The sequence below is a fragment of the Desulfosarcina alkanivorans genome (genome assembly GCF_009688945.1).
Classification (GTDB): Bacteria; Desulfobacterota; Desulfobacteria; order Desulfobacterales; family Desulfosarcinaceae; genus Desulfosarcina; species Desulfosarcina alkanivorans.
In genome coordinates this window covers 2,504,448-2,523,989 of sequence record NZ_AP021874.1, presented here as the reverse complement: position 1 = coordinate 2,523,989, position 19,542 = coordinate 2,504,448, and the positions used below count along the sequence as shown (strand labels likewise).

Below are 19,542 nucleotides of genomic sequence, written 5' to 3'. Positions count from 1 at the left end.
TTGATTTCCGCGCTTTGAACCTTGAGTTTTGAGCTTTTCTCGCTTTCAGCTTTCAGCCGGTGAGCCCGGAACCCGGAACCGTGCCGGGGGGGGCGGTTTGAACGCAAAACAAACAAATGGCTAACATGGGGGTAACAATGGGCAGGCTATTGGAGGCGCATCGGTTTCCAACCTGAAGGGAAGGTGAGTCTCGTGACTGTATTGCTCAAATCCATTTTAACCCATCGCATCCCCGGGCAGGTGGTGGTCCAGATTACCGACCGGTGCAACGCGCGATGTCCCCAGTGCGGCATGCGTGTGACTGAATCCTTTGCCCGGTCCACCCTGGACACGGATGCAATCAAGAAGATGATCGATGCCGCCGCCGGCCGGGGGGTACAGGCCATCTCCTTTACCGGCGGAGAGCCCTTGCTGGATGTGCCCCGGCTGGTGGAACTGATCCGCCATGCGGGCGCTGCCGGCATACCCTACATCCGTACCGGGACCAACGGTTTCATGTTTGCCCGTCCTGAGAAAAAAGGGTTCGAATCCCGGATTGCCCGCATGGCCGACCAGCTTGCCGACACGCCCCTGCGCAACTTCTGGATCAGCCTGGACTCGGCCGTGGATTGTGTCCACGAAGGGATGCGCGGGTTTCCCGGGGTGGTTGCCGGGATCGGCCGCGCCCTGCCTCTTTTTCACCGGGCCGGCATCTACCCGGCGGTCAACCTTGGCATCAACCGCAACGTGGGCGGGGACGCCACCCGCCACCTGACCCGGGCGGATGCCGGTTCCGACAGCGCCTGCCTGGATACCTTTTACTCCCGCTATCGAAAGGCCTTTGAGCGTTTTTACCAGCGGGCGGTCGATCTGGGATTCACCATGGCCAATGCCTGCTATCCCATGAGCATCGATGTGCCGGAAGGCCAACGGGGCCTCAGTGCGGTGTACGCCGCCACGACCGTGGCGGACATCGTTCGTTTCACCCGGCCCGAAAAGCGGATGCTGTTCAAGGCCCTCACCGCTGCCATCCGGTCCTTTCGATCCCGGATTCGTATTTTTTCTCCCCTGTGCGCCCTGGAATCCCTGGTGCGGCAGTACAGCGACGGGACGTCTCCGATCCCGGCATACGGCTGCCGCGGCGGTGTGGATTTCTTCTTCATCAATGCCGCCGACGGGCACACCTACCCCTGCGGTTACCGCGGGAATGAGGACTTCGGCGCCCTGTGGGACGTTGATCCGGGACGGCTGACGCCGCCGGCCGAGGCCGATGCCTGCCGCCAGTGCGACTGGGAGTGCTTCCGCGACCCGTCGGCGTTGTTCGGCCCCCTGCTCGAGGCGGCCGCCAACCCGCTGGGCCTGATTCGGCGCATGGCGGCCACGCCGGGTGCGCTGGCCGCATGGGCCGGTGATCTGTCCTACTATCGGGCCTGCGGCTTTTTCAACGGCCGGCAATCGCCGGATTATCGAAAATTGAGGCGTTTTTAAACAGAAAGGAAAAGCGATGCGGATCGACCTGCACGTCCACTCCAAGTTCTCCGAACGGCCATCCCAATGGATCCTGAAAAAACTCGACTGCCCCGAAAGCTTCACCGAGCCGCTCCAGCTCTATGATATCGCCAGGCGGCGGGGCATGACCCATGTGACCATCACCGACCACAACAGTATCGGCGGTGCCCTGGAAATCGCCCATCTGCCGGGTGCCTTCGTCAGCGAGGAGGTGACCAGCTACTTCCCCGAAGACGGCTGCAAACTTCACGTGCTGGCCCTTGATATCACCGAATCCCAGCACGTCGACATCCAGCGGCTGCGCAAGAATATTTTTGACCTGGTCGCTTATTTTGAGCAGGAGAAGATCTTCAATATAATCGCCCATCCACTCTATGCGGTCAACGATAGGCTGACGGTGGACCACTTCGAACGCCTGTTGCTGCTGTTCAGGAATTTCGAATTGAACGGTGCGCGCAACAGCCGGGAAAACCAGACGCTCAGGCGCCTTTTGAACCAGCTGACCCCCGATGATATCCAGCGGCTGGTCGACCGGCACGGCATCACACCGTCATTTCCCCATCCTCATCAGAAACGGCTTTTCGGCGGGTCGGATGACCACAGCGGCCTGAACGTCGCCCGAACCTACACCGAGTTCACGGGCGATCCGGATACCGGGACATCGCTTTCGGCCATTGAAAACAGCCGGGTGGTGGTGCATGCCACCGCGCCTTCGCCCCAGACCATGGCCCACAACCTCTACGGCATCGCCTGGCAGTTTTTCCGCCGCAAATTCAATCTGGGGCAATACGCGGGAAAAGATCCGCTGGTCCGATTCCTGGACGGTTCACTGGGGCTCGATCCGGCACCGGAACCCGGGATGCTCTCCCGGGTTTATTTTTTCTTCAGCGCCAAAAAAAACAAGCGGGTGAAACATCCCCTGTCGGACTCCCTGGCCTCCCTCCTCCGCCATGAAACCCAGAAGCTCATCGATGAAAACCCGGATCTGCTGGCAGCGGACAGAAAGGACGGCGGGCAGGACGAGGCGCGTGAAGGGCAGTGGTTCGAGTTCGTCAACCGCCTCTCGAACCGGGTGATGGTCCATTTCGGCAACCACCTGCTGGATCATCTTTCCGGCGCCAATGTCTTCAACATTTTCCACACCATCGGTTCCGCCGGCGGGATGACCACCCTGCTGGCCCCCTATTTTGTCGCCTATTCCCAGTTTACCATGGGACGGGACCTGGGAAACCAGATCGCCGGGCGCTTCGGCCGGCCCCCGGGCGACCAGACCCCGGCGCCTGCCGGGGATACCCATGTGGCCCATTTCACCGACACCTTTTATGAAGTCAACGGTGTCGCCCTGACCCTCCGGCAGCAGGTTCAGTCTGCCGCGGCAGCCGACCGCCGCTATACGCTGATCACCTGTGACGACCGGAACCGGCCGTCGGAGAAGGGCGTCGCCCATTTTACTCCCATCGGCACCTATGACCTGCCCGAATACGAGCAGCAGAAGATTTTCTATCCGCCGGTGCTGGAGATGCTGGACTACTGCCACCGGCAGGGGTTCAACCATATCCACACGGCAACCCCGGGCCCCATCGGACTGGCCGCCCTGGCCATTGCCCGATTTCTCCGGCTTCCCATTTCCGGCACTTACCACACGGCCATTCCCCAGTATGTGCAGGTCCTCACCGGGAGCGGTTTCATGGAAGATCTGGCCTGGAAATTCGTTCTCTGGTACTACGACCAGATGGACCTGATCTACGCCCCCTCCCGGAGCACCCGGGAGGAACTGGTCGCCCGGGGAATCAGCGCGGAAAAAATCAAGGTCTATCCCCGCGGCATCGACACCGGGCGATTCAATCCCTCAAGGCGCAACGGGTTTTTCAAACGGTGGCACTGCGATGCGCAAACGACCAAGCTGATCTATGTCGGGCGGGTGTCCAAAGAAAAGAACCTTCACCTGCTGTCCCAGGCCTATCGCCGACTGGTTCAATCCACGCCCTCGGTCGTTCTGACCGTCGTCGGCGACGGTCCCTACCTGGATGAGATGAAGGCCGAGAACCGCGGCCTGCCGTGCATTTTCACAGGACGCCTGGAAGGGGACGATCTGGCGTCCGCCTACGCGTCCAGCGATATTTTTGTTTTCCCCAGCACCACGGACACATTCGGCAACGTGGTCCTGGAGGCCCAGGCCTCGGGTGTCCCGGTTATTGTCACCGATCAGGGGGGGCCGGCCGAGAATGTCATCCCGGAAAAGACCGGGCTCGTGGTGAAAGGAAATTGTGCCCGTGCCATCTTGAGTGCCATGGAATCGCTGGTCGCCGATTCCCGGCGGCGGTCGGAGATGGGGCGGGCTGCCCGGGAGTACATGGAGGACCGCTCCTTCGAAGCCGCCTTCAATGAAACCTGGAAGATGTTCGGCACCCTCAATGCCGATAAAATGGCCATGGCCGGGTAAGCACCGGGCCGGGTCCGTGCCTGACGGCCCGTTGGTCAATCTGGCTGAGGCACCGCCTCAACGCGGACAAACACGTGCCTGCGGCTGGACTGCCGGGCGGTCTGGCGTTCGCCGAGGCCGGTCCCCGTCCGGTCTTTTGCGGTGAGTATCCCACCGATTTCGATCCACTCGTCGAGCCGGCCCTGGATCCGGGTTTGAATCCCCTGGGTCCGGACGGTCCCGCTGCCGCCGTCCCCCGGTCCGTCCCGCCGGGTCTCGATCTCCAGGGTCATCCGGTCCCCCGAGACGCGCGGGGTCACCCGCACGCCGGTGAGCATTTCACGGTATCCGCGGATCTGGCCGACCCGCATGCCATGGTGCCGTGGACTGCCCGTGGACACCGGCTCGGACAGCCCCACAAAAATCGTGGCCGCCTGACCTTCCTGGGCGATGACGCGCTGGATATCGCTGCTGCTGCGCCTGCGCTGCCTGCTCCGGGCATCGACGGCCAGGGTGTCATCCGGCTTCCCGCGATGATCGCCCACTCCCACGGTGACCTGCTCGCCGACGGACACCCTGCCGGAAACCGCCAGGGAGCCCAATGATTCCAGGGCATTTTCTCCCTGGACCACGGTGATGGCCAGCTGGCGTGCGGCCTGGTCCAGGTGGGAGACGATGGATTGAATCCGGGCCAGATTATCCGGTGTGGTGCCGACAAAGAGCAAAAAATCCTTTCCGCTGAGTGTATCCCCGGGACCGAGAAAGGGGGTGATGACGGGGATGATGTCGTCGGCCGGACGATGCTTGAGCTCAATGACGGCCAGTTGCTCGCCGCAAACACCGATGGACACGATCAGGAGCGACGCCAGGATGGCTGCCGCCGTGGAAATGAAACCATTTTTGAGGCCAGGAATCACCGTTTTCTCCTTACAGGCCGCCATCGACGGACGGGCATCGGCTATCCTTTCGGCCTGCCCGTGATCATGACGGCGCTTCCTTTATTTTGCCGGCCGGCTCCGGTACCGATTCGATCCCGGAACAGGGCCAGGATCCGGTCCCTGGCATGGGGGGATTCCGGCGGCACCTCGGCCCATTGGAGAAGGGCCTCCACTTCGGCCATCCGATTGAAAAACGTGCCATATTCCAGCAAGGTCCGCACCACCTCCACCCGGGCGCTCCGGACGGCCCAATACATGGCATTTCGCATGATTTCGGGATCCTGCCGGATCCGATCGCTCGTTTCCACGCACAGGCGCACCAGGGCGGCCTGACCGTTTTTCACAAAAACCATGAGCGGCTGCTGGCCGCGCCAGTCTTCAAGGTGAGGCGCGGCACCGGCGTCGATCATGGCGGCGGCCGATTCGGGCGGGCCGTGGCGCATGACCGTGCTCAAGGGGTAACGGTTCAATTCATCCCTGCGGTTCAGGTCCACCCCGGATCCCGCCAGCAGGCGGACGATTTCGGGTTGGGGCGCTGCCTTTTGAAACAGGTCGCAGGCGCTTCGACCGTCAGGGGGAATGGTTGCACCGGCCGCGATCAACCGCCCCACCATGCCGGCATCCCGGTTGGCAACGGCCATGCCCAGCGGAAAACGTGTACGTTTACCGGTCCGTATCGTGGCGTTCGGGTCGGCCCCGCACTGGATCAATCGCGCCACCATGGCCCCGTGCCCCCTGGAAATCGCCTCGGTCAGCGCGGTTCGTCCGTCTTCGCTGGCGGCATTCAGGTCAGCACCTTCAGAAATCAGCCGGTCGAACAGGTCGGCGGCGCCGGATCGGGATGCCAGGATCAAGGCGGTATGGCCCTGATGGTCCCTGGCATTGACATCGGCACCGAGATCGATCAGTATTCCGGCACCGGTGACGACCGCGCCCGGCGCGATCCCCTTCCGCGGCATGGGGGTTCCGGCCAGCAGCATCAAGGCGCTCCTGCCACGGTCGTCCCGGCGATCCGGCGGCAGCCCCAGGGACAGCAACCCGCGCAGCAGGGCCCATTCCTGCCGGCGAACGGGCCGGATCAGGTCCTCCGCGGTGCCCAGCGCATCGGGCGCCATGCCCCTGAACGGATGTGGTCCCTGAATATATCCTTTATCTCCAATTGGTTGCGTCGTATCACCAGCGCCGCGACCGATTCGTTCTTGTTGGTTTTGCCGATGGGCAGCCCCCCCGCCCCGGCCAGCAGACGGACGCATTCCACGCATCCGGATTCCACCGCGCGATACATGGGAGAAAATCGACCGAAAGCGCGTCGGTTGGGATCGGCGCCGTTTGCCAGCAGCAGCCTGGTCATGGATGCATCGCCATTGGCGGCCGCATGGCTGAGGGCGGCCATACCCCCCGGCGGCTCGCCGTCCGGAAGGGCGCCGTGCTCGAGCAGAATGGCTGCGGTGCGGGTATCGCCGTTTCGCGTGGCCACGATCAGGGGGGTGGCCGCACGGTAGCGTCGGTCGTCCGGCGCGATCCCGCTTTCCAGCAGGACTTGTGCGCCACGGGGGCGTTTTTGCGCCGGACGGCGACCATCAGCGGGGTGCGGGCATTGTCCGGCGTCCCGTTGGCATCCGCGCCGTTTCCGGGACCGAACCGGATCCCCGGCCATTATGAACGTCGATGGGGGGCTTTGCAAGCCTGGCTGCAACCCTGCGGGACGCGCCGTTGACAAAACTTTTACACCCAGGGGTGAACAGCCCTTGAATAATGATCCAATATCCATTAATACACCCGACCTAAAGAAGACGGGTTCGAAAAAAAAGCCGATATCTGCGTTACGCTTCATCCCTCGTCACTGCGGAGTACCGTGAGTACACCTCATTCCTCTGGCTTCGCAAGCCTTGATTGCGGCTTTTTTTTCGAACCCGTCTGAAAAACGACTTTCTACGAGGGCATCAAAGAAAGACAACATGGGGGGAAAATGCCCAATTCGATTATCGTCTCCACCGGGTGCTGTATTCCATCCGAAATCATTCCCAACGCCCATTTTCTCGATAACCGGTTTTACGGGGAGGATGGTGCCCGGCTGGAAAAACCCGTTCCTGAAATCGTTGAAACGCTGCACAAGATCACCGGTATCCGGGAACGACGGTATGTCAGCAGCGGGTTGACCACCACCGACATCGCCTATGAGGCGGCGGTCGAGGCCCTGGACGGCCATGACCGGGAACGCCTGGATTACATCATTGTCGCCCAGAATTTCGGGGATGTCCGGGACGGCAACCTGCGGACGGACATGGTGCCCACGATCGCCTCGCGGGTGAAGCAGCGGCTTCAAATCAAAAACCCCTACACGGTGGCCTACGACATCCCCTTCGGTTGCCCGGGCTGGCTTCAGGGCATGATCATGGCCGACTACTACCTTCGGTCGGGAGATGCCAGGCGGGCGCTGGTGATCGGCGCTGAAACCCTCTCGCGGGTGTCGGACCCCCACGACATCGACTGCATGATTTTTGCCGACGGGGCCGGGGCGACGCTTCTGGAGTCGTCGGATGAAAATGGCGGCATCCTGTCCCACGTCACCCGGACGGACGCGCTGGACAAGGCCTGGATGCTGCGGCTGGGGCGGTCGTACCGTCCGGATCACGAGGGCAATGAGCTTTACATCAAGATGGACGGCCACGACATTTACAAGTATGCCCTGAAAACCGTTCCCCTGGTGGTGAAACAGGTGCTGGACCGGGCCGGTCTGGGACTCGGCGATGTCAAAAAAATTCTGCTGCACCAGGCCAACGCCAAAATGGATGGCGCCATTCTCAAACGGCTGTTCAAGCTGTGCGGCGTCGACGCCATCCCCGGTGATATCATGCCCATGATCATCCACTGGGCCGGCAACAGCTCCGTGGCCACCATTCCCACCCTGCTGGATCTGCTCCTGAAAGAGCGGCTGGAAGGCCACCGGCTGACGTCGGGAGATATCGCCGTATTCGCTTCCGTCGGCGCGGGCATGAACATCAATGCCATGGTCTACCGCATGCCGTAATCCTGGCTGAGGCCTTCCAGAATACCCCTCACCCTGTCCCTATCGCCCCATGCCACCGAACCAGTCGACCATGTCGCGCACCGTGCGCTGGTCGAATTTGAGCCGGAACTGCACGAAAGGCCCCCGTGCCGTGTAGCCGGCCGCCGAGAAATCGTCGTCTTCGAATCCGGCAATGTTGTAGCCCACGCTGAGCCAGGCGTTTTTCACCATGGCGTAGCCCACGGAAACCCCGGCGCTGTAGTCCACCTGGCCCGCATTCCAGGCGTGCAGCACGCTGCCGCGCAGGCCCACGTCCCAGTGGCGGGTGATGTCGTAGCGGGCCTCGATGCCCATCAGGTCGGTAAACCCGGTGTAGGTGTCGTCGTCGATGGTATCGAGCACATATTTGGCGCCGTATTGCAGGCCGACCTGCAGGCGATGATCGGGCTTGAAGTTGACGTTGAGATTGTTGATGACGCGCTGGCTGTCCAGGTCGCTGCCGCTGCCGTCGCTGCTGTCGAACTGGAAGTCCAAGCGGTCCAGCACGATCCAGCGGGTATTTTTTGGTCGCCAGGCCAGGCTCAGCCGGATGTCGCCGGTCGTTTCGTCCTGACCCTGTTCCGTGTCGGTGATGTTGAGTTCCAGCCCTGCGGACAGCCCCAGGCCCCGGATCGGCTCCACGATGAAACCGCCGAGCAGGTTCCATTTTTTCTCGTCGTCGGCAAAGCGGCTTTCCGCGCGGGAGGTCCACGACCAGATGCCGGCCCGGTAGCCCGCCCCCAGGCTCAGGGCGGTGAAGTCGTCGTCCGCCAGACCGCCCAGCGAGGGATCGCCGGATGCCTCGATGGTATGGCTGCGCTCGAACCCGCCGTCCACGGTCCAGCGGTCGTTGACCTGCCAGGTCTGGTTGAGCCCCAGGTTGGCGAACACCCGTCCGGATGCCTCGGCATAGTCCCTGCCCACAGATGTGCCCAGCTGGCCGCCGCGCCATGGGGTCGCCTTGACGCCGGCCCGGGTGGACTGGGTGTCTTCATCGCTGCCCCAGGTCAGTTCCTGTTCACCGAACAGTGATACCGTGTCGGTGAGGCGAAAGTCCGCCCCGGCCACGGTCCGGGTGGGGTAGGCGCTGCTGTTGTCGCCGCCGCCGATCAACTGCTCGTGGTCCACGCGCAGCTGCAGCCGGTCCGCGTAAAGGGATCGGGAGACCCCTGCCAGCAGCAGCCTGGACCGGTCCACCGATCCGTCGCCCTGCCGGTCCTCGGCCATGCGAAGGCCGCTGTAGAGCCGGTAATCGCCGGTATCCCAGGTGGCCCGGCCTTCACCCATGTCCCGCTCGGTGTCGGTGGACAGGTTGGTATGCCGGTAGACGTCACCGCTCAGGATCACTGACCGGTTTACCCGGTAGTCCGCCTCGGCCCCGATTTTTCGGGTGCCGGTCTCGCTGCCGCTCTGCTGGCCGAGGCCGAAATCCTCACCCTGCTCGCGGGCATAGACCCTGGCGTTCATGCGCCCGGTGGTGCGGGTCACTTCCGCCAGCCAGGCGCTGTCACGCAGCGTGTCTCCGGTCTCCTCGCGGCGGGTGGCGGCAACTTCCGCTTTTAAGGTCGTCTTCTCATCCAGCGCCACGGACAGGTCGGCGCCCACCAGGTCGCCCTCGGCGTTCACCGGCCCCTCGTGAATGGTGGTCGCACCCACTTCCACCCGCCCGTCCATGATCCGCAGCGACCCACGCCCGCCGTAGGTATAGGACGCGTCCGTCCGGTCGTCGGACTCATACTCCACGATGATGAAGATGGGGTTGAACCCGCTGTCCCGGCTGGGGACCGGAGATTTGAAAAACAGGGTGCCCGCATCGTAGTCGATCGTATAGTCCACGTGGCGGCTCAACGACTGGCTGGAGAGGATGACCTCACTTTTGAAGCGGTCGCGGGTCTCGATCGTGATTTTTTCCGAGTTGATCAGGATGTCGTTGCGGGTCAACCGGTAAAGGCCGGAGGTGCCGTCACCCCGGATCTCGTCCCTGACGAACGCCTGGCTCGTATCGGCGGCAAATCCGCTGAAGCTGACGGTCCGCCCGGCAAACTCGGTCTTCAGGCCGTTGAGGGTGCGGCTGTATTTGCCGAGTTCGGTCACGGTGAGTCCGGTGTCGTAATCGCCGAACAGCAGGTAAAACTGCTCGCGTTCCAGTTTGAGGTAGAGCTGGCGGATGCTGGCCGCATCATACTGCTGGGTGGTGGCATCCCCGTACAGGGTGTAGTAGGCATCCGGGTCGATGGTCCGGAACAGGGTGTTGTCGGGATCGTCCCTGTCTTTTTCCGAGTCGTAGGCCAGGGTCAGCAGCCAGCGTCCGCGGACCTTGCCCTTGGCGAAAAACGCCACGCGGCCGTCCGTGTACAATTTTTCTTCCCCATCGGCGTCGGCGAGACTTTCCATGTTGTCGGAAACCGTATTGTACCCGGCGGTGCCTTCGGCCAGACCCACGATGATCCAGTCGCGCAGAAACGGCTTGACGTAAAGATCGATGTCCACCGCGGCGTCATTGTAGCCCAGGGACACCGTGTAGCGGCCGCTGGTGGTCACCGGGGCAAAGCGGACCCGGCCGTCCGCGGCCACGTGGACCGTCTTTGTCTCATCCGCTTCCCGGCGGGTGAGTGCGTCGCCGCCGGCCTGGCAGGGCTTGAGGTTGCCGTCCCGGATGTCCAGGTCGGCCGGGGCCGCGATGGGCCGGCCGTCACTGTCCAGCAGTTCAAGTGAGACGGTGACCGGGGTCTTGCCGTCGGCCACGTTGCCCTCGGCGGACAGCAGGCGGATGGCGGCGATCTGGCCGGTTCGGACCACCGAAACGGCCTGCCTGAAGCGGGCGTTGCCGAAGGGGCCGATGCCCTGGATTTCCAGGGTATGCCGGCCGGCGGCGCCGAAGTCGACCCCGATATAGGAGTAGAGCGTGGTCTTGCTGTCGGGATCCTTGAGGGTGAACCCGATACGTTGGGTGGAAACCTCCCGGCCGTCCAGAAGCAGCCGGGGTTTGAGGCGCGAGTCCAGGCGCACGCGAACGGCGTTGACCGGATGGGTCAGGCGGCTGCCGTCGGCCGGGGCCAGCAGGCCGGGGCTTTCGTCCCCGGCGGCCGGTCCGGCGGGGCCGGCATCTCCGGGATCGCCCGGGGTGCCGCAGCCGGGCTGGCGGTGGCTGCCGGCCACCGGCTTGGCGGGGTCCACGCCGGGTTTGCGGGCCACGTGAAAATCGGCCCGCCAGAGGGTGCCGCCCTGGAGGTCGACGAACTGGGACCAGGGGGTGCCGGCATGGCGGGTATGGGTTTCGCAGGGGAAGATCTCCACGGTGTCCGGCAGGCTGTCCACATCCAGCTGAACCACGTGAACCCCTTTGGTCACGCCTTCGAAGTGGTACATGCCCTGGCCGTCGGTGACCACGAAGGCGCCGTCTTCCATGTAAATGCGTACGCCCTGAACCCCGTCGGCGGCATCGGTGGCCAGGTCATCGCAATTGTCGGCAATCACGCGGCCCACGATGACATTCCTGCTGCGCAGCAGATCCTCTTCGACCCGCACGGTGGCCGAGGCCGAATTGGAACTGTCGCCGGCATTGTCGGCCGCCACCGCCGTGTTGACGGCGTCGCCCAGGCGTGCGCCGGCGGCCACTTCCACCACGTAGCGCACCTGGAGCGACTCGCCGGCCGGCAGGCTGCCCGTGCTGAATGAAATCGTGCGGCCGTCGGCAGAAACCTGCGGGTCGTCGACGGGGCTGCCGTCCTGCCTGGCCGATCCATCCTGGTAGCGGAATCCGGCCGGCAGGCGGTCGGTGAGGACCACCCCTCCGGCATCGTCCGTATCGGTGTTTTCCAGGTCCAGGGTGTACTGCAGGAAATCGCCGATGGCCACGGTGTCCACAGAGGCGCTTTTGCGCAGCCACAGTGTTCCCGCCAGGGGGTCGACGGGGATGTCCAGATTCACCGACGGCCCCGGGTTGATGGTGAACGTCTCGCCCCGCGAACCCGGATCGCGGATGGCAAAAGGCCCGCCCGGCAGCCCCTGGAGGTCGGCCGTGGGCACCACCGAGGGGGCACCGTAGCCGGTTGGCGCGGCAATCTCCATACGGTAGTCCCCGGGGGCCACGAAGGGGAAGCGGAACCCGCCGGCAGGGAAGCGGTACGTGCGGCCGGAACTGTCGGTGGCTGTCGAGCCGGAGGTGATGGTGGCCGGGAAGCGACTCGTGCCGTCATCGCCGAACACCGTGGCCGGCTGCCCGGTGGCGGCATCCACCAGGGTGAGGCCCACACCGTCCAGGGGGCTGCCCGTGCTGCTGTCGAAGACGACGCCGTAGGGATCGACCATGACCGATGCCGTGGCCCGGTCGGTGGCATCGCCGCTGTCCACGTATTCTCCCACCAGCGGGGCCGCGGCGGTCACGTGAAGGAGGCCGTCGAAGGGGGTTGCCGCGCCGCTGCCCGTGCTCTGGATGTATCCGAGAAAGATCCCCGAGTTCGAGCCGGTTTCCGTGAGCAGCAGCAGTTCGCTCTCCCCGATTTCAGCCACCGTAACCAGCACCCACACCGTTTCCGCCACGGTCGGGTCACGGTCCTGGTCGCCATCGGCCACCTGGACGAAAACCGGCTCGTTCTGGTGGTAGACCGCCGCCGCCAGCAGGGGCACCGGGCTGCCCATGTCGATGGGGTCGCTGCTGCCGGCGGCAAAAATCTGGTTGAGGGGCCGGGTGTCGCCGGAGGTACTGCCGTCACTGCTGGTCGATGTGCCGGGAATCATGGTCGGCACGGCGTCGGGCGCGGTGGGCGCATACTGGTAGAAGGCGATTGCCGATATGGTGGGGGCATTCAACCAGGCGGTGACCGACGAGGCGTCGACCACCGTACCGGAACGGACCAGGTTGGCTGAATTGATGAAAGGGGTAACGGCAAAGGCCGGTCCCATGTGGAGCAGCACCGCCAGCAGCATCACGGGGAGGAGGGTCGCGATGCGGCTGGCGGTGCGTTTTTTCCTGTCACATTCCACTGCCGGCCTGCCGGGCAAAGCGGGCCGGTCGTGGTGGCGGATCACTCCCTTTTCAGGGGGGTGATTTTCGTTATGTGACAGACACGGGGTCATGGGTTGGCCATCGGCCTCCGGTTAATTGTTGATGGTGACCTGGTAGGCGATGAAAACGCTGGCGTTTCCGGCCACATCGCCGCCATCGGTGATGGTGGCGCCGGCGCCCACATGGACCGTCAGATCGGCCCCGTCCACGGTGGCCGGGTCGTCCCCGGTGGTCTGGGTGAACTGATCCTCGGTGCCGCCGGTCACATCCACGTAGACCAGCTCGTCCGAGTCGTAGGCATCGGAAACAAAGGATACGAAATCGATGGGCAGCACGTCTTCGATGCTGCAACCGGTCACCTGGCCGCTGCCGGGATTCTCAACCAGCAGCAGGTATTCCAGCGTGTCACCCGGCGCGCCGGTGACCCCGCCGGTGAAAAAGTCGTGAGTGGCGCTTCTGAAGGTGAACTGCCTCAAGCCGGTGGTGCCGTTGGCGCTGGTCACATTTCTTACGTATTTGGTGAGGGTGGCACTGCCGCTGGTATAGCTGGCAACGACCGTATCGCTGGCCGGTGCGTCCGTGCTCACGGCGGTTGTGTCCACGGTCACCACGATGTCGGTTCCCGTGGTGTCGATGGTTCCGGAGGTGACCGTGAGGGTAAAGGCCCCCTGTTCCAGAACCGTGACCCCGGCATCCGGATCGGTGGACAGCGCATCGGCCAGGGTGATGGTGGCCGTTCCGCTATCCGGATCGCTGACGGCGGTCACCCGTGTCGGGGTCCCGCTGCCCACGAACACGATGTCGTCCACCCTGATGCCGTTGACCGCATTGTCGGCGACGCCATCGGCCGGTACCTGGAGGACCGACGTCGTGCTGCCGGTGGTGGTGATGGTGGCGCCCAGGTCGATGGACGCCGTGCTTCCGGCGATGGTGACGGTTTCGCCCGGGCCGGTCGATGCGGCAAAACTGAAACCGGCGTCGCTGCCGTTGTTGGACTGGTCCGCGATGCTGCTGTTAATTGTGTAGGTGTCCGGCCCGTTGCCGCCGGCGGTGATGGTGTAGTTATAAGTGATTGGCGTCATCGCGTTGATATAGGCGACTTCTCCGTCGGCCGGTGCGTTGAGGGTGGGGATGCCGGGAACATGGGCCACGGTGACGATGACGGACGCATCGGTCGACTGAATCACCCCTGATCCGTCATCGAAATACAAGGTGGCCTGGTTGACGATCCGGGCGTTGGCTGCCACGTCGGCCAGGGCGCGACCGACGTGGACACAAACGGAAAAGAGAAAAAATAAGGCAATGATCGAGAATAGTTTTTTCATGATGCACCTGTCTTGCAGATTGAATCCGGTGGGCGCCGGGATTTCTCCCGGCGCCCTGCGTCTAACGGTTTCGGATCAGGTTCGGTGCATCAGTAGATGGTTACCTGGAATACGCCGATGGACGTCGCACCAGCGGCGATGGTGCCGCCGGTACCGGTGTTACCGCCAGCATCCGTGTCAGAGCCGCCGTTGCCGGCATAGATCCAGATCGTTTCGACGGGGGTGTTGCCGTCGGTTTCGCCGGCATCTGCAGTGGTATCGTTTAAATCTTCAAAAACGCCAGTTCCCGGATCAAGTTTCATGGAATTATCCACATAGGTCGTGAACGGGGGAATGGTGTCTTCAATCACCACGTTGGTGGCGTCCGTAGCCGCGCCATTGAAGACCCTGATGATGTACTCAAGCGTTGCTTCGGGGGGGGCAACAATATTTGTCCAGTACATCCGATTACCGCTGCCGGTATTTACCATAATTGAATTGCCGCCTCCGGGTGCCTCAGCACTTCCTGGGGCGACCTGAACAAATTTTTGTACAGTGAGTAATGGGCGACGGACGGTGATGACTGTATCAGTGGCCTGAGGGACCGAGTCGCCTGTCCACGATATAGTAGCGTCAACATCGTGGGTGCCCTCAACGCTGGTTGTATCCGTGCCTGGAAAAGCGCCCGTGGTCACCGCAATAGTAATTGTCTGCTGTTCACCTACAATGTCACCGACGGATCCACTGGGAGCGGGCAAAGTATTTAAGTCGGCATCCAAATTGCTCAGCTGGATAGTTGAGGTGGTGGAGGTATCCGCCTCAGTAATACTCGTAACCTGATAGGCAGTGCCGCCTATAACGATCCAATCGTCTACTACGATGCTATTGATTGAAGCAGGGGTGTCGGTACTACCGTCATGGGGAACCGTGATCTCAAAACTTCCATCGGTAGGCTCCACTAACGTGGTTCCACCCAGGTCGGTGATCGTCGTATCCGATGCCGGCAACGTCAGGCCGCCCACGGTAGCATTAGCGGGGTTGGTCAATGCAATCGTATACGTATCATCGCCATTGGCAGTGCCGGTAATCGTGTATGTTAAGTTCGCTGCCGTAAGCTCAGTTGAAATAAAGGCTGGCGCATACGCGATGTTCGGTTGAGAAGGAAGCAGGGCGACGGTTACTGTGGATGTGGCATCGGTATCGTAGCTGTTGAGTCCCGTCACATCGTCCCAGGTGACGTTTACCGTGTTGACAATCTGGGTGTTTTCTGCGGTGCTGGCCAACGCCCAAGGGGCCGCAGCCAAAACCATGACCAGCAGGACTGCCGTCCAAAATAAAGTGACCGTCTGTTTTGAATCTCTTTTTTTAACCTTGGTTTTCATGACATCTCCTCTTCCTTGAACATTATTCGCTGACGTACTGGTTGACGTTGTGGAACGTAAGGAGGATCTTTTCCGATGGTCGACTGACCGGCTTACGGCCCGGCCCGGGCCCATCCATTCTTGTCCTGCAATTTTCTTCTCACTTTTTCTCCTTTTTAATCGGTTTCATGAACGGCTATTTGACCGTGGCTTCATATCCCAGTTTCAGGGTTTTTCCGGGCGCTATGTCGGCGATGGTCCAGCGGATGTGCGTGTATTGATCCGCAGCGGCGCTCTGCTTTTCGCTGCTGCCGTCAGCCTTTTTGACGGTGACGGTCAGCTGCGGGGGCGTGTGGAAATTCTTTCCGCCATCCACTGAAAACAGAATCGTGCTGCCCTCCCCGTAGGCGCTGTCGGCGACGTAGGCCGTGCCTTCGGGCAGGGGGTTTTTGAGGACCACGTTGGTGACCTTCTCGTCGCCGTGGTTGGCCACCGTGAGGGTATAGAAAAGGGTCTCTTCGGACGCTACCGTGTCGGCGGGAATGCGTTTGACCACGGTCTGTCCGTTTTCCACGACGCTGATCTCTTTTTCCGCCGTGATGGACACCTTTACATCCGGCTTGGCCCAGGCGTCGATGGGCATCAGCATCAGGATGACTGCGGCCAGTTTTAAAAATGTTCTCAGTGTCATCTTTCTTTCCTCCCTGTAAGTTGAAGTGACCAATTTAAAATTCTCTCCTGAATCAGAATATTTTTTCCGGTGTGGATGATTTCGCTGGAGCGGCTTCCAGTCGCGATTCTCCTCATTTCACGACCACCTGGTATTTCATGGTAAATTTGCTCCCACTGCCCTCCAGCGTGCCGACCACCGGCAGGCGCCAGTGGCTCACGCGGCCGTCAAAACCCGTCTGCGCACCGCCGCCTCCAGAGACCAGCGGGCTGTATCCGTAGGTCGATCCGCCGTCGTCCGAATAGACCGGGGCGCCCAGTGCCAGGCCGACGGGCGCTGCCTCCAGCGAGAAGGGCAGGGCGCCGGTGCCGTCATAGGCGATGCGCAGGGCCGTGTAGGGGCTCATGGCATCGTCCATTTCGATGTTGACCGCCGCACTGGTGCCGGTGTTGACCACCTGAACGGTGTAGGTGATCAGGTCGCCGGGGCCGGCGGCGGTACTGCTGGCGGACTTTAAGACGGTGAGCAGGGGCGCGCCCACGAACAATGGGGCCGCCCCCTGGTGGATGATGGTGCCCTCGGTGCCTTCGGTGGCGGTCACCGTGGCCGTCCAGGTGCCGTCGCTGCCGAAGCCCGGCAGGTCATAGGCGGTCTCAAAAACCTTGGTGGCGGCGCCGCTGTCCAGCACTTCGTCCATGGCCACCCCGTTCAGCACGGTGCCGCCCGAGGGGGCTTCCAGGGTGAGGAAGGCCCCACTGATGTCAAAGCTGCCGAAGGGGTCGCTGATCACCGAACGGACGTACACGGTGTTGCCGGGCGGGGCCGAGGCGACGGCCGTGCCGCCGGGATAGGCGTCGTCGTAAAAGCCGACTGAATCCACGTTGATGACGGTGTCCACGCCCAGGAGGACCCGGGACGGCGTTCCACCGGAGGTCGTGTAGACCCGGATGGCCCGATTGGACGTGCTGACGGTCAGGACCGGCGCCGTGCCGGGGGGCAGCGAAAACGGAGGTGCCGACGCCAGCGGGATCGAAAAGTTATACTCAAGGACCGACCCGCCTACGGTGACCGGTATGTTGGTGAGGGAGCCAATTCCGCTCACGTCGATATCGATGGACGTTGACCGGTTACTGCTGCCCAGGTTCGGACGACTCATCATCAGCCTCACGGGAACCGAAACGGTTCCGGCCTGAATCGTCAGTGCCTGCTGCAGGGCGGGCGTCAGCGTCCAGGAATGGCTGCTGTTTGGAACGATGCGCTGATTGCTGCCCGGTTCCTCGGGCGGTGTTCGCGAAAGCGCGGTGGTGGTTCTCAGGTACAGCTGTTTGTTTCCGGTGGCCGGAATCGCGCTTACCGGCGGGGACGACACCGTTGGACCGGCACCCGTTCCCCCCGGAACCGTGATGGCGGCCGTATTGTCGATGGTTGCACCCGTGGCGGCCGATGCCCCTACCGTCACTTCGAAGACGATGGTGTCGCTGCCGCCGCCCGGCAGGCTGATGCCGGAGACGTCCAGGGTGCCGGTGGCGTCGGTGAAGGTGCCGGCCGCCTCGGAAGGTATGCTGATCAGGTTAAATCCGGTGACGCTGGCGGGAAGGACATCCGTGACCCGGACGTCGGCTGCGGGCATGCCGGCCGATTCGACCAGGGTGATGGTATACGCCAGGACGTCGCCCGGATAGAGCGAACCGCCGTTGAGATCGACCACGGTCTTGGTCGACGTGGACAGATCCGGCACGGGCTCGATGATGGTGAACCCCTGCTCGTCGATATTGAAGAAGTTGGCCTGGGTTTCATCGGTTCCGGTGACCGAGGGATTGTGCACCAGGCCGTCGGTGGCGGAGACCCGGTTGCCCGACCCGTCCAGGGCAAGGACCACGGTTGTCCACACCCCGCCGATGGCCGCGCCGGATGGGATGGCCACGGTGGGATAGGCCGGGTCGGCGCCGTTGTTCGACCAGATCCCGTCATTGGCCGCGGCGTCGCCGTGGCTGCCGTCGTCGAACAGGACGATGCCGGCGGCCGCCAGATTGTCATCCTGATCGTAAACATCGGCCAACACCGAATCGGCCCGGGCATCCACAACGGCGGCAATGGACAGGAACCTGCCGGGAAAGGCGGTCAGCGGGCGGGAGATGTCGGCACCGAAGGCCTGCGGTTCGCCGAGGGACAGGGTCCGCACACTCCACGCCACGTCATCCACATGGAACCACGAGCGATACTGATGCACATGATTGCTGGTGATCTCCAGGGTGACCGTCTGTCCTGCGTAGGCAGTGAGGCTGGCCGACACGTCGAACCAGGGTTCGTCTCCTGCCGACAATCCCATGCCGAGGTGAGCGTCGCCGCCGGTGTCCCGGTCCCAGTAGTTGTAGCGGCCGTAACCGGGCTCGTTCCAGCTGATATAACCGGTTCCGTAGTTGGGTGAATAGGGCTGCCCGGCGTAATTGCCGGCATCGGGCCCCACCACGGTATCGCCGTCGATCCGGATGCGGATAAAATCGTAGCGGGAATCGTAGTCGGCGGAACTGTCCCAGCCTTCCGCACGGTATCGCAGGGTGAGGCTGCCCGGGTTGGATGCAGGAACGGTGATGGACCGTGAGAGCGTCACGGCGGGAGAGGCGCTGACCGGTTCGTCTGCGGAGCGCGACCCCAGCAGAAAAGCGTACTCCCCGGTATGGGGCGTGCCGTCGGTGGAAACGGCGTTTACGGTTACCGTCTCCCCGGGTCTGACCTCGGCATCGAAGCCCGACTCGGCATCGACGTCCCATCCGGCCAGGGCACCCAGGTTGTCGGTGTCCAGTTCGAAATTTCCGTTGATCGTATCGGCCGCCGGCCATGGGGCCTTGGTTCCGTTTTCGGTAATATCGAAATAGAGGTAGCAGGTTGATGGCCCGCTCTCCTCGAGGATGAAGCGTATTTCCCCCTGGCCGTTGCCCGGCTCGTCGGTACCGCCCGCATACACGGTGTCGGTGAATTGCTGGATCGCGGCGAGGCTGCCGTCCTCCTTGACGATGCGGGGGGAGTCCGCATCGAAGGTGCCGGATATGCCCAGGGCGGTGAGCAGGGCGTCGAAATCGACGTCGATGCGGATGGTGCTGTTGGCGACGCTGTCGGACGGAATGGTGATGGGTGCGCGGTAATGCCAGTCCGGTGCGCTTCCAACGCCATTGGCATCGAACCAGGTCGGACCCGATCGAAGATCGGCACGGCAGGGAGGCGCGACCATGGTCATCAGTGCGACCAGCAGGCCGATGATCCAGTGCGGATGCGTCGGGTATGTCCGTATCGGCGGGTGCATA

The 19,542-nt window shown here is 62.7% G+C and carries 11 protein-coding genes; 3 read left to right on the top strand and 8 right to left on the bottom strand.

The genetic code is table 11. The features are described from left to right. Positions 1–192 precede the first annotated feature (192 nt). Positions 193–1,467, top strand: coding sequence for a radical SAM protein (locus tag DSCA_RS11170; RefSeq protein WP_231716450.1), 1,275 nt, complete (start codon positions 193–195; stop codon positions 1,465–1,467). 16 nt (positions 1,468–1,483) lie between these two features. Next, complete coding sequence (locus DSCA_RS11165) at positions 1,484–3,931, top strand: glycosyltransferase (protein ID WP_155316506.1); 2,448 nt, start codon at positions 1,484–1,486, stop codon at positions 3,929–3,931. 35 nt (positions 3,932–3,966) lie between these two features. Here DSCA_RS11165 and DSCA_RS11160 read toward each other — a convergent pair whose 3' ends face one another. Genes DSCA_RS11160 through DSCA_RS11150 form a run of 3 tightly spaced genes read right to left on the bottom strand, consistent with a single transcriptional unit; the run spans position 3,967 to position 6,532 of the window. Further along, entirely contained in the window at positions 3,967–4,827 is an 861-nt protein-coding gene (locus tag DSCA_RS11160) for a type II and III secretion system protein (RefSeq protein WP_167527717.1), read from the bottom strand. 41 nt (positions 4,828–4,868) lie between these two features. Continuing rightward, a complete protein-coding gene (locus DSCA_RS11155) occupies positions 4,869–5,963 on the bottom strand; it encodes an ankyrin repeat domain-containing protein (RefSeq protein WP_167527716.1) in 1,095 nt (364 codons plus the stop codon). Then, positions 5,927–6,532 (bottom strand): ankyrin repeat domain-containing protein, encoded by a 606-nt coding sequence (locus DSCA_RS11150; RefSeq protein WP_167527715.1) that lies wholly within the window; start codon positions 6,530–6,532, stop codon positions 5,927–5,929. Before DSCA_RS11150 ends, DSCA_RS11155 begins: the two co-directional genes overlap by 37 nt. A 285-nt stretch (positions 6,533–6,817) precedes the next feature. On the opposite strand from DSCA_RS11150, the gene DSCA_RS11145 reads away from it, so the two are divergent. Next, a complete protein-coding gene (locus tag DSCA_RS11145; RefSeq protein ID WP_155316502.1) occupies positions 6,818–7,879 on the top strand; it encodes a 3-oxoacyl-ACP synthase III family protein in 1,062 nt (353 codons plus the stop codon). 39 nt (positions 7,880–7,918) lie between these two features. Here DSCA_RS11145 and DSCA_RS11140 read toward each other — a convergent pair whose 3' ends face one another. From DSCA_RS11140 to DSCA_RS11120, 5 genes are all read right to left on the bottom strand, one after another. Then, on the bottom strand, positions 7,919–12,976 hold the full coding sequence (locus DSCA_RS11140; protein WP_155316501.1) for a DUF11 domain-containing protein: 5,058 nt from the start codon (positions 12,974–12,976) through the stop codon (positions 7,919–7,921). A gap of 21 nt (positions 12,977–12,997) precedes the next feature. Then, the gene (locus DSCA_RS11135) at positions 12,998–14,230 is read right to left on the bottom strand and encodes a hypothetical protein (protein ID WP_155316500.1); all 1,233 of its coding nucleotides are present in this window, start codon (positions 14,228–14,230) and stop codon (positions 12,998–13,000) included. 89 nt (positions 14,231–14,319) lie between these two features. Continuing rightward, positions 14,320–15,591, bottom strand: a complete 1,272-nt coding sequence (locus tag DSCA_RS11130; RefSeq protein WP_167527714.1) for a hypothetical protein — start codon at positions 15,589–15,591, stop codon at positions 14,320–14,322. A 175-nt stretch (positions 15,592–15,766) separates the two neighbouring features. Beyond that, a complete protein-coding gene (locus tag DSCA_RS11125; RefSeq protein WP_155316498.1) occupies positions 15,767–16,261 on the bottom strand; it encodes a DUF11 domain-containing protein in 495 nt (164 codons plus the stop codon). A gap of 112 nt (positions 16,262–16,373) precedes the next feature. Continuing rightward, positions 16,374–19,541 carry a choice-of-anchor X domain-containing protein gene (locus DSCA_RS11120; RefSeq protein ID WP_155316497.1) on the bottom strand — a complete coding sequence of 1,056 codons (3,168 nt, stop codon included), beginning with the start codon at positions 19,539–19,541 and terminating at the stop codon, positions 16,374–16,376. Position 19,542: the final 1 nt, after the last annotated feature.

What these genes read in the sequence shown, in the direction of transcription:
- DSCA_RS11135 (WP_155316500.1), bottom strand. Translation starts at nt 14,230, where the DNA reads ATGAAAAAACTATTCTCGATCATTGCCTTATTTTTTCTCTTTTCCGTT.
- DSCA_RS11125 (WP_155316498.1), bottom strand. Translation starts at nt 16,261, where the DNA reads ATGACACTGAGAACATTTTTAAAACTGGCCGCAGTCATCCTGATGCTG.
- DSCA_RS11145 (WP_155316502.1), top strand. Translation starts at nt 6,818, where the DNA reads ATGCCCAATTCGATTATCGTCTCCACCGGGTGCTGTATTCCATCCGAA.
- DSCA_RS11165 (WP_155316506.1), top strand. Translation starts at nt 1,484, where the DNA reads ATGCGGATCGACCTGCACGTCCACTCCAAGTTCTCCGAACGGCCATCC.
- DSCA_RS11140 (WP_155316501.1), bottom strand. Translation starts at nt 12,976, where the DNA reads ATGACCCCGTGTCTGTCACATAACGAAAATCACCCCCCTGAAAAGGGA.
- DSCA_RS11155 (WP_167527716.1), bottom strand. Translation starts at nt 5,963, where the DNA reads ATGGCGCCCGATGCGCTGGGCACCGCGGAGGACCTGATCCGGCCCGTT.
- DSCA_RS11130 (WP_167527714.1), bottom strand. Translation starts at nt 15,591, where the DNA reads ATGAAAACCAAGGTTAAAAAAAGAGATTCAAAACAGACGGTCACTTTA.
- DSCA_RS11120 (WP_155316497.1), bottom strand. Translation starts at nt 19,541, where the DNA reads ATGCACCCGCCGATACGGACATACCCGACGCATCCGCACTGGATCATC.